The organism is Sphingomonas sp. Leaf208, from assembly GCF_001421415.1.
Classification (GTDB): Bacteria; Pseudomonadota; Alphaproteobacteria; order Sphingomonadales; family Sphingomonadaceae; genus Sphingomonas.
Map to the genome: position 1 here is coordinate 117,730 of NZ_LMKH01000001.1, position 15,544 is coordinate 133,273.

Below are 15,544 nucleotides of genomic sequence, written 5' to 3' on the forward strand. Positions count from 1 at the left end.
CGATGTATTTCGAAAGACTGAAACTGACCGGCCGCCGTGCCCTCGTGACGGGTGGCGCGGCGGGGATCGGCCTCGCCTGTGCCCAAGCGCTGGCGGAGATGGGTGCGCACGTGACGATTGCCGACCGCGACGAGACGGCGATCGCGGCAGGACAGGCGGCGCTCTCAAGCAAGGGCTATGCGGTCGAGCGTATCGCGATGGACGTTACCGATTCCGCCCGCGTGACCACCGTCGCCGATCAGCTCGGGGCGATCGACATCCTCGTCAACAACGCCGGCATCGCACGCAGTGAAACCCCAGCCGAAGACGTCGCCGACGAGCATTGGCTGAACGTACTCGACGTCAATCTCAACGGCACCTTCTGGTGTGCGCGCGCCTTTGGCCGGCACATGCTGGCGGCGGGGAAGGGTGCTATCGTCAATGTCGGGTCGATGAGCGGTTTCATCGTCAACCGACCGCAGCCGCAAAGCTATTACAACGCGTCGAAAGCCGCGGTGCACCAGCTGACCAAGAGCCTCGCTGCCGAATGGGCGCCACGCGGCGTCCGCGTCAACGCGGTTGCGCCGACCTATATCAACACCGTTCTCAACAGCTTCGCGGACCGCGAAGGTGAAATGTACAAGCGCTGGATCGACGGCACGCCGCAGGGCCGTCTTGGCGAACCCGAAGAAGTCGCGTCGATCGTTGCATTCCTAGCGTCGGATGCGGCGAGCCTGATGACCGGCAGCATCGTCCTCGCCGACGGCGGCTATAGCTGCTGGTAGCGCACCGATCGGCGAAGCCCGCGAGCCGGACGGCATAGCGCGAGACCTTTCATACAGGTAAGCTATCGGATAGCTCTGACTGTAGAAGTAGCCGGCGATGGATCGGCGCTCTAAAGGGATGAGGATCCAATGCGCTTTAAGACATTGCTCGCCGCAGGATGCGCCGCCGCCGCCTTCACCACCGTGCCAGCCTTCGCTCAGGACGCCGCCGTATCGGCGACGCAGGACGCTGCCGATACGGCCAAGATCGCAACGCCCGTCAGCTCCGATGACATCGTCGTCACCGCCCGCCAGCGCCAGGAGTCGCTGAAGGATGTGCCGATCGCAGTCACCGCGATCACGGGCGACCGGCTGAAGGAGCTCCAGGTCAACACCGTCAAGGACGTCGCGTCCTACACGCCGGGCCTCAACATCAATTCGGACAGCGTGGGCCGCGCGTTCGTGTCGATCCGCGGCATCGGCACGACGCTGATCGACACGGTGCAGCCAGGCGTCGGTATCTTCATCGACGGCGTATATCAGCCGAACACTTCATATTTAAACTCGCCGATCGTCGACGTCGCGCGGATCGAAGTGCTGCGCGGACCGCAGGGGACGCTGTTCGGCAACAACACGCTGGGCGGCGCGATCAACGTCATCACACGCCAGCCGGGCAACGAATGGGAAGGGCGGTTCGACGCCGCGGTCGCCGGCACGGACAATTACGCGTCGGTTTCGGGCTCGGTCAGCGGGCCGATCGTGCGCGACCTGCTGCAGTTCCGCCTGGGCGCGTCCTATCATGAGCAGGACGGCTTCATGCGCAACACGCTGACGATCGGCGACATGAACCCGCTGAAACAGCAGAGCGTCGGCGGCACGTTGCGCTTCACGCCGGCCGACTGGGCGGTGTTCACCGTCAACGGCAATTACGACCAGACCGCGGGCGGCAGCACGTCATATATTCATGTCGCCGGGCCGACCGATTACCGCCTCGACGGCGCGACCAACGTCCTCAACCGCGCGGTGATCGACTATTACGGCGCGAACGTGAAGGGCGAGTTCGATGCCGCCTCGCTGAAAACCAAGATCACCGCGATCGGCGCTTACAACCAGAAGAATGTCGCCGGAATCAACGACGGCGATTTCGGCCCCGTCGACCTGCTCCGCACCCGCGGCGGTTCGACCTTGAAGACCAAGACCGCTGAACTGCGCTTCGATACGCAGTGGAGCGATGCGTTCTCGACATTGATCGGCCTGTACGGCAACCGCTACACGCAGACGAGCGACCAGCTCACGACGATCGATTTCCGTGCGCTGCTGGGGCCGACCTTCCCGGCGCCGGCCTCGACCACGCCGTCGTCTACCTATGTCCGCAACGACACGCGCGCGATCTTCGCCACCGCGTTCCTGAAAGTCGGCACGCTGGATCTCGCCGTTGGCGGCCGTTACGATCACCAGAAGCTGGTCGCGAGCCAGGTCAACGGCACGACGCCGTATACGGCGCCCGAGTACAAGAAGGACCAGTTCCAACCGCGCGTCACGCTGACCCAGCACTGGACACCGGCGGTGATGAGCTACGCCTCGGTCGCCAAGGGTATCCGCGGCGGTGGCCAGAACGGTCCGGGTACGCGGCCGGAGGATGCGACCTACAAGGGCGACAATGTCTGGACCTACGAACTTGGCACAAAGTTCGACGCGTTCGACCGTCGCCTGACGATCAACGCCGACGTGTTCTACAACGACTATAAGGACTTCATCGGCCAGAACTCGCTCGCTCCCAACACCAGCGGGGGATTCGTTGCGATCAACCTCAACACCGGCACCGTCGAAAGCTACGGCGCCGAAGTGGAGGCACATCTGCGCGTGACGAACCAGTGGCGGATCGATGCCGGCGCATCCTATCTCCATGCCCGCATCACCGACGACAGCCAGTATTTCGCGACCACCGGCGTCCACGTATCGAGCGATCGGATCATCTTCACGCCCGATTACAACTTCAACTTCAATACGACCTACACCGTGCCGGTCGGCGCCAATGCGGTGCTGCTCGACGCCGGCATCTTCGGGAAGGGCAGCCGGATCGGCTCCTCGCTCGATCCCAATGTAGCGCCGAAACTATCGGCTTATGCGATCACCAACGCCTCGCTCGGCTTCCGTTTCTCGAGTGGCCTGACCGTAACGGCGTTCGGCACGAACCTGTTCAACACCAAGTTCATCGAGAGCTATATCGACAAGTCGGCGCTGGTTCGCGCCGGGCTCGCGCCGCTGGCGTCGAACCTCGCCATCCAGGGCGACCGCCGCCGCTACGGCGTACGCGCCAGCTTCCGGTTCTAGGATGACCATGCATTTCGACCCAATAGAGCGCGCACCGCTCGACCCGGCGTTCGTCGCGGCGCTCAAGCAGCGGTTCGGCGATGCGCTCCAGATGAGCGACGCAATGCGGCTTCACCACGGCAGCAGCGAGGCGCATTTCGCACCGATGCTGCCCGACGCGGTCGTCTTCGCGCGATCGACCGAGGAGGTGGTCGATCTCGTCAAGCTGTGTACCGCGGCCAAAGTGCCGATCGTGGCGTTCGGCGCGGGCACCTCGATCGAGGGCAACACGCTGGCGGTGCAGGGTGGCGTCTCGGTCGACTTGTCCGAGATGACACAGATCGTGTCGATCAACGCCGAGGATTTCGACTGCACGGTGCAGGCCGGCGTCCGCCGCGAGCAGCTGAACGAACATATACGCGACCTGGGGCTGTTCTTTCCGATCGATCCCGGCGCCAATGCGACGATCGGCGGGATGGCGGCCACGCGGGCGAGCGGCACCAACGCGGTGCGCTACGGCACGATGCGCGAGGCGGTGCTGAGCCTGCGCGTGGTGACGCCCGACGGGCGCGAGATCCGCACCAGCCGCCGCGCGCGGAAGTCGGCGGCGGGATATGATTTGACCCGGCTGTTCGTCGGCTCGGAGGGCACGCTCGGTATCATCACCGAGGTTACGCTGCGGCTGCACGGCATTCCCGAGGCGATCTCGTCCGCGGTGTGCAGCTTCGACACGCTGAACGGCGCGGTCGATACGGTGGTGCAGGCGATCCAGATCGGCGTGCCGCTCGCCCGCGTCGAGATCCTCGACGACATGCAGATGAAGGCGGTCAACGCCTGGTCGAAGCTCGATTACCCCGAACTGACGACGCTGTTCTTCGAATTCCACGGCTCGCCGCGCTATGTCGACGAACAGGCCGAAACGGTGCGTGAACTAGCGGCCGCGAACGGCGGCGGCGATTTCCGCTGGTCGAACCTGCCAGAAGAACGCTCGAAGCTGTGGAAGGCGCGACACGAGGCGTATTACGCGGCGGTCAACCTGCGTCCGGGCGCGGTCGGCTGGGCGACCGACGTGTGCGTGCCGATCAGCCGCCTGGCGGAGTGCATCGGCGAGACCAAGGCCGATTTGCAGGCGTCGTCGGTCCCCGCCACGATCCTGGGGCATGTCGGCGACGGCAATTTCCACGTCGTCTTCTCGATCGATCCTGAGTCCGAGGCGGAGCTCGCCGAGGTGTCGGCGATCAACGCACGGATGGTCGAGCGGGCGCTGGCGATGGACGGCACCTGCACCGGGGAACACGGCATCGGCATTGGCAAGCAGGACTGGCTGGTCGCGGAACTGGGCGATGCGGTCGATCTGATGCGGACGTTGAAGCATGCGCTCGATCCCGACAACCTGTTCAATCCGGGCAAGATCTTCGCGTTCTGAACTACCCCCCCTGCCTGAAGGGGGGCTGGGGGTGGGTCGGCTTGTTGGCAGGCGCTAGTGTGCGCCCCGAGCCGACCCACCCCCGACCCCTCCCTTCCAGGGAGGGGGAAGAAGGATTTGATATGGACAGCCTGCACCTCGTCGACCCTACGCTCCGCCCACTGCTGGATATGTTGCCGCGGATATCGCTCACGGACGACATCCTGCCGGCGATGCGCGACCGGCCCTCGATGTTTCCCCCGGCCGACGAGTCGCTGGCGACGCTGGAGATCCATACGGTTCCAGGGCCTGCCGGAGCCCCGGATATCGACCTGCACGTCTTCCGTCCGGTGGGCGTCACTGGCGTCCTGCCCTGCATCTACCACATCCACGGCGGCGGCTATGTGATGGGCAAGGTCAGCGATTATGATCCACTGGTCCGTCCGCTGATCGCCGACCTGCAATGCATCATGGTGTCGGTCGAGTATCGCCTCGCGCCCGAGACGAACTTTCCAGGTCCGATCGAGGATTGCTATGCCGGGCTCGCCTGGACGATCGCGAATTCCGACAGGCTCGGGATCGATCCGACGCGACTCGGCCTGATGGGGCAGAGTGCAGGCGGCGGGTATGCCGCGGCGCTGGCGCTGATGGTGCGCGACCGTGGTGAGTATGCGCTCGCGTTCCAGCACCTGATCTACCCGATGCTCGATGATCGCACCTGCACAGCGCCACCGCATCCGTACGCCGGTGAGTTTATCTGGACTGCGCAGAGCAATCGCTTCGGCTGGAGTTCGTTGCTCGGCCACGCGCCCGGTGGCGACGACGTTTCGCCCTACGCGGCACCAGCCCGCGCGACCGATCTCGGCAACCTGCCGCCTACCTATATCGCGACCGGCGCACTCGATCTCTTCGTCGACGAGGACATCGATTACGCGACGCGGCTGATCCGCGCGGGCGTGCCGGTCGAGCTTCACGTCTATCCCGGCGGCTATCACGCCTTCGATGTCTTCGCCGACGGTCCGGTCTCGCAACAGGCGCGCCGCGACAGCCACGAGGCACTGCGCCGTGCGCTTGCATAAGGACCTCCCATGACCGATTTCGCCCGACCGTTGGATGCGGCCTCTCCGCCGTTCGCAAGAACGCTGTTGCCGTTGCTCGCGCTCGCGCTGGCGATGGCGGTCGGCTTCACGATGATGGGCTCGTTCGGGACGGTGCAGGAGGGCGCAAAGGCCGAACTCCACCTCAGTGATTACACGCTGAGCTTGATCCAGGGACTGTCGGCGGCACTGCCGCTTGCCGTGTTCTCGATCCCGATCGGTATCCTGGTCGATCGCTACAACCGCGTGCGGGTGATGATCGCGCTCGCGCTCGTGTGGACGCTGGGCACCGTGCTCACCGCCTTCGCGCAGGGCGTGCCGGTGCTGTTCGTCTCGCGCATGCTGACCGGGATCGGCACGACCGGCGCGCTGACCGCGGCGCTATCGCTGTGCGCCGACTTCTGTGTCCCTACGCAGCGGGGCAGGGCGATGTTGATCGTCAACCTGGGCAAGTCGCTCGGCGTTGCGCTCGCCCTGGGCTTGTCAGGCGCGCTGTTCGGCCTGTTCGCCCATGGCGGCGCGCCGTCATGGTTCGCAGGCATGATGCCGTGGCGCAGCGTCCATCTGGGCCTTGCAGTGATCAGCGTGTTTGCCATCCTGCCGCTGTTGCTGTTGCGCGAGCCGGCACGACAGGAGGTTGCGAAGGGCACGCATGCCCCGTTCAAGGTCGTCGCTGGCGAGCTCTGGGCGCGTCGTGTGTTCCTGATCCCGTTGTTCATCGGCCAGATCAGCGTGGTGATGGCCGATGCCGCCGCGGGGATCTGGGTCTCGCCGGTCCTGTCGCGTAATTTTCATCTGCAGCCCGACCAGTTCGCCGGCTGGATGGGCACGCTGCTCTTTGGCTCGGGCGTCGTCGGTGCGATCGTCGGTGGCCTGTCCGCCGACCGGGGGCAGAAGAGCGGGCGGCGTGGCGGCCTGCTGATCGGTGCGATCGTTGCCGCGGCGGTTGGCGTGCCCGCGGCGTTGTTCCCGATCATGCCCTCGGTCCCGCTGTTCGGGGTCGCGGTCGGCCTGCTCGTGACGTGTGGCGCGGTGACGGGCGTGGTGACTTCGGTGGCGTTGACCGTGCTCATTCCCAACGAACTGCGCGGGTTGTGCATCGGCGCGTTCATCGCGATCGCCGGGCTGATCGGCTACGGTCTCGCACCGACGCTGGTCGCGGCGGCAAGCGGCATGCTGGGCGGCGAGGCGCATCTCGCGCAAGGTCTCGCGATCGTCGGCGTCGTGACCAGCGCGATCTCCGTCATCGCGTTCACGGTGGCGATGCGGCGCGCACCGGTATCGGCAACCGCCTGACCTGTAAGATAGCTCTTGCGTGAGCTATCGGATAGCTGCATGATCTACCCAATCCCGGCAATCGGGAACAGGAGATCGGTGTTGGGCGAGGGTAGCATGCAGAAGGAACGGGTCACGGTGTCGCCCGAGATGGCGGCCTTCATCGGCGAAGGCCTGGTCGACCCGACGGCTGTTTCCGCCGACGCGGTAGTCCTCTGCTTCACGGTAGGCGAGGACGCGCCGGCGCAAGTCACCGTCACCACCGACACGGTTCCTTCGGAGGAGCGTGCGATCCTCGTCCTTGCGGTCGAACGTGGCGCTTGCCTGCGGGTCTTCGATTACGCGCCCGACGCGAACATCGCGTGCCATCTGCCGAGCGAATTGCGAATGATGGTCGCGGCGATCCTCGATTGCACGCTGCCCGAACCCTGGCGCAGCACGCATCGTTCGGCAAAATGCATCGAGCTCCTGTCCAGTACGTTCCAGCGGATCGTCGAGGACGACCTTGTCCCGCTCGCAGGTGCCGGGCAATTGTCCGCCCGAGACAGCCAGCGGATCGTCGCGGCGAAGCGGATGATCGACGAGCGCTGGGGCGAGAAGATGACGCTCGACTCGATCGCGCGCGCCTGTGGCCTGAACCGGGCCAAGCTCACGCGCGGCTTCCGCGACATGTTCGCCTGCACGGTCGCCGACGCGCTGCTCGACCGGCGGCTCGGGGCGGCCCGTCAGCTGCTGATCGCGACCGACCTGCCGGTATCGTCGATTGGGTACCAGTGCGGCTATCTCAACAACGCCAGTTTCACGCGGGCCTTCTCGCGCCAGTTCGGCACGACCCCGTCGTCGCTGCGCGCACCACGGCTCGCGGCATGAGCGCGGCGAGCCTGCGACTGGTCGAGGGCGGCTCGCTCGTCGACCAGGCGGTCCACGCGGTCCGTACGCATATCCGCGCCAATGACATGAAGGTCGGCGATACGCTGCCGTCCGAAGGTCATTTCGCGACCGAGCTGGGCGTCAGCCGGCCGGTGCTGCGCGAGGCCTTCGGCGCTCTGGCGGCGTTGCGGCTGATCGACGTGGGCAATGGCAGGCGTGCACGGGTCGCGGCGATCGACGGATCGGTGATGGCGACGTCGCTCGATCACGCGGTGGCGACGGCGCAGATCTCGATGGTGCAGATCTGGGACGTGCGCCGCACGCTGGAACTGCGCACCGCCGAACTCGCCGCGATCGAACGCACCGACGACGAGGCGCGGATGATCGTTGGCTTAGCCGAGGCGATGGAAGCGGCCGGTACCGATGTCGATGCGCTGACCCGCCACGACATCGCGTTTCACCAGGCGATCGCGCAGGCGGGGCGCAACATGCTGTTCCTGCAGATCGTCCGCTCGTTCGCACCGATGATGGTCCACGCGGTGCCTGCCGCCTGGGCAACGCGGACCACCGCGCGGCAGCGTACCGCCGTGTTGGCGCACCATCATAACCTAGCGCGCGCGATCGCCGACCGTGACCCGAAAGCGGCGATCGCAGCAATGAGCACGCATTTCGTCGCGTCCATCGGCGATCTTTTCGCGCGTCTTTGAAGTGCGCCAGGCCCGCATCGTTTTCTCCGGGGTCGGTAACTTTTGAATCTTTCGACTTCGACGCGTACGCGCAGGCGTGGGCATCATCTACCGCATGGGACGTGGTCGCGGCGACCGCTGCCATATCAAAAGCGACGGGCGGAAGAGCAAGATACCGGACATGGCTGGCTTCGCTACCCGTCGCATGCCATTCGCCGTTGTTCGTTCCTCAGCGGCATGCAACATGATGCGTTCATGTTTTTCGGTCTAGCATCTCCACTTCGACGACGGACGACATTCAAGGACGACTGATGCGCGCACCTCGGCTTTCCTGCCTGTTTCTCTCGAGCATCGCCGCTAGCCTCCTCGTTGCGACACCGGCGACTGCAGACTCGATTGCGCCTACCGGGCTCGAACGCGTGTTGAGTTTGCTGGTCGCGGAACGCTCCGGAGACTACGGCATCGCAGCCCTGGACCTTCGCGATGGCTCGACCGCGTCCGTCAGGGGGGACACGCCGTTTCCGATGGCGAGCACGGTCAAGATCGCGATTGCCGCCGCCTACCTTGCGGATGTCGATCAAGGTCGCCGCACCCTCGGCGATATGATCGTTGGTCGTCCTGCCGCGAAGGTCATGGAATTGATGATCGTCCATAGCGACAACCAGGCGACCGACCAATTGCTTGCCGCTCTCGGGGGCCCCGTCGCGATCCAGCAGTGGCTCTCGTCGCACAGGATTACCGGCATCCGAATGGACCGGACTATCGCCCAGTTGCTGAGGGAGCGTGGCCACCTTGCCGACAGCAAGGATGTTGCCACGCCGATCGCGATGGTCACGCTGTTGAACAAGCTCGACAACGGCACCGTCCTGGCGGCCCAAAGTCGTCAATTCCTGCTCGAATTAATGAGCCGTTGCCAGACGGGCACGCGCCGTATCCGCGCCCTGCTTCCCGCGGGTACCAGGGTGGAGGACAAGACGGGTACACTCGACGGTATCACCAATGACGTCGGGTTCATCACTATGCCTGACGGCCGCCGCGTCGCGATCGTGGTGTTTGCGCGAGGGGGGCGCGACCGCCAGCCGGTTATCGCCGAAGTCTCACGCGCGATTTACGACTATTTTGCCGATAGCGCCCGCAACGCGCTCGCGCTCTTCATGCAAATGCGGTGACCTAGGTTTAGTTTCCGGACTGCTACGAACTGTGGGCGGCACTGTTTTTGCCAAACCGCAAAGCATGTATCTGGCCTACGCGGAGGTTTCAGAGGGCGACACCGATGCGCGCATCGTCACGCGGGTCGTCGCAATCGCGCCCAGCACCATCAGCGCACCGCCGAGGTACAGGATGTTGCGCGGTTCGCCGCCCATCAGCGAGTGGTAGAACAGCGGCACGGTCAGGCTCTCGATGATCATCGGGATGACGATGAACATGTTGAAGATGCCCATGTAGACGCCGTTGCGCTCGGGCGGGATCATGTCGATCAGCATGATGTACGGATTGCCCATCATGCTCGCCCAGCCGATGCCGATGCCCAGCATCGCCACGAATAGCGCAGGCTCGGTGCGCAAGCCCGGGATCGCCAGCATCGCCACGCCCGACGCGAGCAGGCACGCGGCGTGCGCGCTCTTTGCGCCCCACCGGCGGGCGAGCGGGACCAGCGCGATCGCGGCGACGAACGCCACCGCGTTGTAGAACGCGCCAAGCTGGCCGACCGTCAGCACGGTATCGCGGAAAGCCTCGCTCTTGGCGTCCGACGTCCCGTGCAGCGACCGTGCGACCGCGAAGGTGATGAACTGCCAATAGGCGAACATCGCATACCATTGGCACAGCATCGCAATCGCCAGCTGTCGCATCGGCCGTGGCATCTCGACCAGCGCGGTCTTGAGATCGCGCAGCGTGCCGCCGAGCGTCAGCGGTTCCTTCGCCAGCCGTGCCTTCTCCTCGGCCGGCAGCGGCAGTTCGGGTACGCGGACGACCGACCAGACGATCGTCGCCAGTGACAGCACCGCGCCGATCAGGAACGCGATCTGCGTGATATCGGGGATGCCGTTGCCATCCACGGCGTCCTTGTTGAAGCCGATCCACACCAGCAGCGACGGCGCCAGATAGGACAGCGTCTGCGCGAGCCCGGTGAACGCGGATTGCGTCAGGAAGCCGGCGGCGCGCTGGTCGTCGGGCAGGCGGTCGCCGACATAGGCGCGGTATGGCTCCATCGTCACGTTGTTGGCGGCGTCGAGTACCCACAACAGGCTGGCCGCCACCCAAAGGGTCGGGCTGTATGGCATCGCCAGCAGGCACAGGCTGCACAGCACCGCGCCGACCAGGAAATAGGGGGTGCGGCGGCCGATCCGGGTCGAGGTCCGGTCGCTCATCGCGCCGATCAGCGGCTGGATCAGCAGCCCGGTCATCGGTCCGGCGAGCCACAGCAGCGGCAGGCTCGCCTCGTCCGCGCCGAGATAGCCGTAGATCGGCGCCATGTTGGCTTGTTGCAAACCGAACGAGAATTGCAGGCCAAGGAACCCGAGGTTCATCTCGATCAGCCGCATGAGCGAGAGGCGGGGTTTGGTCATGAGGCCGAGGTTCATTGTCATGCCTCTTGTGCGAGTTGATCCGGCGTGGACCAATCGATCCTCCCCCGCCAGGGGGAGGTGGCGCCGAAGGTGACGGAGGGGGAGGACACGGAACCTGCGTTTCGCATGCCTCTCCCTCCGTCTGGCAAGAGCCAGCCACCTCCCCCTTGCGGGGGAGGATTGTAAATCCGCCGGATGTTCATGCCGCCGGGCCTGCCCATATGACGCCCCAGGGTTCGACGGTGAGGGTGGCACCGCAAGACTGTTCGGACAACCGATCCTGCCAGCCCGCCAAACCCTCGATCGAGACGGGCGTGTCGGAGAAGTTGAGGAAGACGCGGTCGCTGCTGCAACCGATCCCGAGCAGTGCGGGGGAGCCCGTCGCGATCGACCTCGGCGAACCTGCGCCACCGCTTGCTATACGTGCAGCGCGCAGTGCTTCCAGATCGCCACTGATCCGCCGCGCGGCTGGGCCGTCGAGCGCCGTCCAATCCATCTCCGGCCGATGCAGCCAGCGGCCTTCATGCGCGCGCTCGGCGTCGTCCAGATAGCTGGTGTCGTTGAGCAGACCCGCCTCGTCGCCCATGTACGTCGTCGCCAGACCGCCACTTGCGATCGACAGCGCGTTGAGCAGTGCGATCCGCCGAAACGCCATTTCGCGTGCGTCGTCGTCCATCGCCGCTTCGAGCCCGGCGAGCGACGCCATCGTGCCGTTCGAGCCATGCAGAACCGAACCGTCCGACTGGAACGGCGCGCCGCGGGCCCAGCTGCCGTCACCGCCTTCGAGGAAGCGCGCCGCTACCTTGAGCCGCGCTACCGGGTCGGGATCGATCCGGGCGAGGTCGCCGATCAGTGCGCCCCAGCCGATATCGTCGTGGCACCGCGCGTAACTTAGCCAGTTGGCACCACGCGGCAGGCCACCGCTCGCCTCGACGATCGCGTGGGGCAGGGTGGCGGACTGTTCGGCCAGTGCGACCCAGCCGGCGACCATCAGTGAGTTGTTGTAGACGAGATGGCATTCGGGCTCGAACCCGCCATCCCAGTCTGTGCCTTCGTCCGCGCCGAAATACGGTGGTACAAGCGCGGTCGGGACGATCGCCTCTGCCTTCAGCAGCGTTGCCGGCGCGACGATGTCGAGTGCCGCCCTGAGCGCGCGGACGATGAAATGCGCCTCCGGCCGATTGCGGCAGTCGGTGCCGATCTGCTTCCAGAGGAACGCGATCGAATCGAGCCGGAACGCCTCGAAGCCGTGGTTCGCCAGCCGCAGCATCGTGTCGATGATCGCCAGCATGACTTCGGGGTTGGACCAGTTCAGGTCCCATTGGAACGGATAGAAGGTCGTCCAGACCTGCCCGCCCATCGCCGGCACATGCGTGAAGTTTCCCGGTGCAGTGGTCGGGAACACCTGCGGGAGATCGGCCTCGTACGCCTGCGCCTCGTCCTCGCTCAGGACATGATAAAAGGTACGATAGTGCGGATCGCCGGCCAGCGCAGCCTTCGCCCAGGCGTGATCGTCCGCAGTGTGGTTAAGTGCAAGGTCGACGCACAGGCTGATCCGCCCCTCGCGCAACCGCGCGGCGAGGCGTTCGACATCGGCCATCGTCCCCAGCCGCGGCTCGATCGCGAGATAGTCCGCGACCGCGAACCCGCCATCGCTGTCGCCCTCGCGCGCCTTCAGCAACGCGAGCAAATGAAGATAGCGGACACCGAGCGATTCGAGATGGTCGACGCGGTCGATCAGCCCGCCGACGGTGACGGCGAACCGATCGACATAGGTCGAATAGCCCAGCATGTCGGGCGCGACGAACCAGTCGGGATCGGCCAGCCGCGCTTCGTCGAGCGCGACCATTGCCGCTGGCCGTTCGCCCGCCCGGTCGCGGAGGATCGTCTCCATCCGCGGCCAGAGCGTCGCCAGTCGATCGGTGCCGTACAGCCGTTCGAGCTGGCGTTTAAGCAGGGGGGCGAGCGCGTCGAGACGGCGCTCGGTGGAGGAGAAAGTCACGCTCACCCGCCCTATCAGAAGCCGACGCGGACCGCGGCGGAGATCGTCCGGCCGGTGATCGAGCGTGCCCGGACGATGCCATTGGTCGGGATCGCGCCCTCCTCGGCTTCGGTGATGCCCTTCACGTCGAACAGATTGTTGCCGTTGACCGACAGCGTGACGTTCTCGGTCGGGTGCACCGACACGAATGCGTTGACCTGCGTGTAGCCTGGCATCTTCAGCCCGTTATTGTCCTGCGCGAAGCTGTCGGTGGTGCCGATCACGTTCGCGCCGACGGTCAGACGGCCGACATCGACCTGCGGGGTCGCCTGGAAGATGAACTTGGCCTGGCGACGCGGGCGGTTGCCCTCGACCGCGGGGTTGAGCACGTCCTTGGTGATCTCCGCATCGGTGTAGGTGCCGCCCGCCGACAGCGAGAACGGCCCGCGTGCGATCCGACCCTCGAGCTCGACGCCCTTCGCTTCATATTCGCGGTTGAAGAAGCGCTGCGTCGTCGCCTCGAAATTCTGCTCCTCGGTGCGCGCCCAGAAGCCTGTGGCGTAGAGCGAGAGACCGTTCTGGCGGAACTTGAAACCACCTTCGAGCTGGCGGACGAAATCGACTGCTGCGCCCTCATCGGTCAGGTCGCCGGTGGTCGTGTTGATCGACGGGCCGAACAACAGGCGATCGGCGTTGGCGCGACCGCCGCGGCTGTAGCGGGCGAACACCGCGGTGCTGTCGGTCAGGCGATAGTTCGCGCCACCCGAGTAGGACAGGTAATCATAGTTGTAGTTGAGCGGCGAGCGGCGGTTCGGGATGATCGCGACCTGACGCTCGGGCGCCGAGATCACGTCGTCGCCGTTGATGTCGAAGGTCGTGATGCCGCTGCCGAAGCCTGCACCCAGATCGGCGCCGGCGACGCTGCCCCGTGCCCGACCGAAATCGTAACGCAGCGAGCCGTCGATGTTGAAGCGGCCGATCTCCAGCCCGAGCTGCGCGAACGGCGCGTAGGTCGTGTAGTCGAGATCGTACGACCGGCGGCAGCAATTGCCGAAGCCGAATGCCGAATAGCCCGGCGTGCCGTTCTGCGTGACCGGAACGCCCGCCGCGGTGCGGACATCGACGAGCTGCGAGCGGCCGTCATCGGCGACGGTCTGGACGAACGAGTTCCACAGCCAGTCGCTCTTGATGTCCTGACGCGAGGCGTAAAAGCCGCCGGTGATCGCCAGCGTTCCGGTACCCACCGGCACCGAACCGTTGAGGCGGATGTCGTTGGTGATGTTGTTTAGGCTCTTCAGGTCGACGTCGAACAGTACGACGTTGGCGAGCAACCCATTGCCGTTGAGCGATGCCGGGTTGGCGATCCGCTGACCGTTCTGCGGTCCGCTCGCGTAGAACAGCTGCGCGCCGGCGCCACCGATGCCGTTGGCGATGGTCTGCGCCGAGCCGACGGCCGAGGGGAACGGCGAGGTGAAGCCGCCCGAGATGTCCGAATAGCGGAACCGCTCGACGATGTTCCAGCCGTCCGCGACCGGGATCTGCGTCTCGAGACCGGCCGAATACACAACGGGGTGCTGGCCGTCGCGGATCGAGCGCGTGACGAGCTGGTTGTTGCCGTCGAGCGTCTGCACGGTGCGGATGTCGGCGCTGTGCAGCGTGCCGTTGTTGATCGAGAAATTGGTGATGTTGTTGTAGGTCGGATCGCTGTTCGTGCCGGTTACCTGTACCGGGTTGGGCAGATAGCCGATCGCGCGGTCGTCGAGATACTTGCCGTACAGGCGGACATAGCCGCCATTGCCGAACGACTTGGTGATGTTCCCCTTGAACTGGCCGCCCTTGACGCCATCGAAGCCCACTTCGCGCTGGCCGTCACCGATCCGGTAGAAGCCGCCGAAATGATAGGTCAGCGTGTCGGACAGCTTGCCGCCCTGGTCGAAATCGACACGGAATTCACGGTAGTCGAGCCCGCTGCTCAGCTGAAACGCGCCGCCTTCCTGCTCGCCGGTCTTCGAGATGAAGTTGATGACGCCGCCGGGCGAGTTCGACGCGAAGGTCGAGGCCGAGCCACCGCGGACCGACTCGACCGTCCGCACGTTGAAATCGGCGCGCAGGAAGATGTCGGCATTGCCGAACGTGATGTCGCCGAATTCGAGGATCGGCAGGCCGTCTTCCTGCAGCTGGAGGAACTTCGAGCCGCCCGATGCGACTGGCAGGCCGCGGACCGAGATGTTCGCGTTGCCGTCGCCGCCCGATGCCTCGACCCGGATGCCGGGGAGGTTGCGGAGAAGTTCACCCGAGGTGCGCGGCGCAAGCTGGACCAGCGCATCCGACGTGATCGAGCTGGTCGTGATCGAGGTGTTGAGCTTGTTCGTGCCGCGCGCGACGGCGGTCACGACGATGTCGTCCTGCGGGACGTCGGTGGCGGGGGCTTGATCGGCTGGCGTTGCGGCCTGATCAGCTTGCGGTGCGGTCTGTGCGGCGCCTGCGGTGGCGAACGATGCGGCGGCGATGCCGGCCAGCAATGCGTGACGTACTTTCATGCGACTCTCCCTGCGCGACGGCTTTCTGAGAAGCCCAAGGCCGCCTCCTACCTCCACTGCAATCGAT

The 15,544-nt window shown here is 65.4% G+C and carries 11 protein-coding genes; 8 read left to right on the top strand and 3 right to left on the bottom strand.

The features are described 5' to 3' along the window. The first annotated feature begins 2 nt into the window (after positions 1-2). From ASE69_RS00480 to ASE69_RS00515, 8 genes are all read left to right on the top strand, one after another. Positions 3-764: an SDR family NAD(P)-dependent oxidoreductase gene (locus ASE69_RS00480; protein ID WP_056481441.1), complete on the top strand. Its 762-nt coding sequence runs from the start codon at positions 3-5 to the stop codon at positions 762-764. A 129-nt stretch (positions 765-893) separates the two neighbouring features. Beyond that, on the top strand, positions 894-3,077 hold the full coding sequence (locus ASE69_RS00485) for a TonB-dependent receptor (RefSeq protein ID WP_056481444.1): 2,184 nt from the start codon (positions 894-896) through the stop codon (positions 3,075-3,077). Position 3,078: 1 nt separating this feature from the next. After that, complete coding sequence (locus tag ASE69_RS00490; protein ID WP_056481447.1) at positions 3,079-4,482, top strand: FAD-binding oxidoreductase; 1,404 nt, start codon at positions 3,079-3,081, stop codon at positions 4,480-4,482. Positions 4,483-4,604: 122 nt separating this feature from the next. Beyond that, on the top strand, positions 4,605-5,540 hold the full coding sequence (locus tag ASE69_RS00495; RefSeq protein ID WP_056481449.1) for an alpha/beta hydrolase: 936 nt from the start codon (positions 4,605-4,607) through the stop codon (positions 5,538-5,540). A gap of 9 nt (positions 5,541-5,549) precedes the next feature. Beyond that, positions 5,550-6,854: an MFS transporter gene (locus ASE69_RS00500; RefSeq protein ID WP_235517864.1), complete on the top strand. Its 1,305-nt coding sequence runs from the start codon at positions 5,550-5,552 to the stop codon at positions 6,852-6,854. Between the two features lie 96 nt (positions 6,855-6,950). After that, positions 6,951-7,703 carry a helix-turn-helix transcriptional regulator gene (locus ASE69_RS00505; protein WP_056481455.1) on the top strand — a complete coding sequence of 251 codons (753 nt, stop codon included), beginning with the start codon at positions 6,951-6,953 and terminating at the stop codon, positions 7,701-7,703. Then, positions 7,700-8,410 carry a FadR/GntR family transcriptional regulator gene (locus ASE69_RS00510; RefSeq protein ID WP_056481457.1) on the top strand — a complete coding sequence of 237 codons (711 nt, stop codon included), beginning with the start codon at positions 7,700-7,702 and terminating at the stop codon, positions 8,408-8,410. Before ASE69_RS00505 ends, ASE69_RS00510 begins: the two co-directional genes overlap by 4 nt. A gap of 398 nt (positions 8,411-8,808) precedes the next feature. Beyond that, positions 8,809-9,558 carry a serine hydrolase gene (locus ASE69_RS00515; protein WP_235517993.1) on the top strand — a complete coding sequence of 250 codons (750 nt, stop codon included), beginning with the start codon at positions 8,809-8,811 and terminating at the stop codon, positions 9,556-9,558. A gap of 75 nt (positions 9,559-9,633) precedes the next feature. On the opposite strand, the gene ASE69_RS00520 is transcribed toward ASE69_RS00515, so the two are convergent. The 3 genes from ASE69_RS00520 to ASE69_RS00530 all read right to left on the bottom strand — a co-directional run bounded on the left by ASE69_RS00520 (position 9,634) and on the right by ASE69_RS00530 (position 15,477). Further along, the gene (locus ASE69_RS00520) at positions 9,634-10,971 is read right to left on the bottom strand and encodes an MFS transporter (protein WP_056482883.1); all 1,338 of its coding nucleotides are present in this window, start codon (positions 10,969-10,971) and stop codon (positions 9,634-9,636) included. A gap of 184 nt (positions 10,972-11,155) precedes the next feature. Continuing rightward, positions 11,156-12,958, bottom strand: coding sequence for an alpha-amylase family glycosyl hydrolase (locus ASE69_RS00525; protein ID WP_156362077.1), 1,803 nt, complete (start codon positions 12,956-12,958; stop codon positions 11,156-11,158). Positions 12,959-12,972: 14 nt separating this feature from the next. Continuing rightward, entirely contained in the window at positions 12,973-15,477 is a 2,505-nt protein-coding gene (locus ASE69_RS00530; protein WP_056481461.1) for a TonB-dependent receptor domain-containing protein, read from the bottom strand. Positions 15,478-15,544: the final 67 nt, after the last annotated feature.

Coding starts and splice junctions, on each gene's coding strand:
- ASE69_RS00480 (WP_056481441.1), top strand. CDS start 3: ATGTATTTCGAAAGACTGAAACTGACCGGCCGCCGTGCCCTCGTGACG.
- ASE69_RS00485 (WP_056481444.1), top strand. CDS start 894: ATGCGCTTTAAGACATTGCTCGCCGCAGGATGCGCCGCCGCCGCCTTC.
- ASE69_RS00490 (WP_056481447.1), top strand. CDS start 3,079: ATGACCATGCATTTCGACCCAATAGAGCGCGCACCGCTCGACCCGGCG.
- ASE69_RS00495 (WP_056481449.1), top strand. CDS start 4,605: ATGGACAGCCTGCACCTCGTCGACCCTACGCTCCGCCCACTGCTGGAT.
- ASE69_RS00500 (WP_235517864.1), top strand. CDS start 5,550: ATGACCGATTTCGCCCGACCGTTGGATGCGGCCTCTCCGCCGTTCGCA.
- ASE69_RS00505 (WP_056481455.1), top strand. CDS start 6,951: ATGCAGAAGGAACGGGTCACGGTGTCGCCCGAGATGGCGGCCTTCATC.
- ASE69_RS00510 (WP_056481457.1), top strand. CDS start 7,700: ATGAGCGCGGCGAGCCTGCGACTGGTCGAGGGCGGCTCGCTCGTCGAC.
- ASE69_RS00520 (WP_056482883.1), bottom strand. CDS start 10,971: ATGAACCTCGGCCTCATGACCAAACCCCGCCTCTCGCTCATGCGGCTG.
- ASE69_RS00530 (WP_056481461.1), bottom strand. CDS start 15,477: ATGAAAGTACGTCACGCATTGCTGGCCGGCATCGCCGCCGCATCGTTC.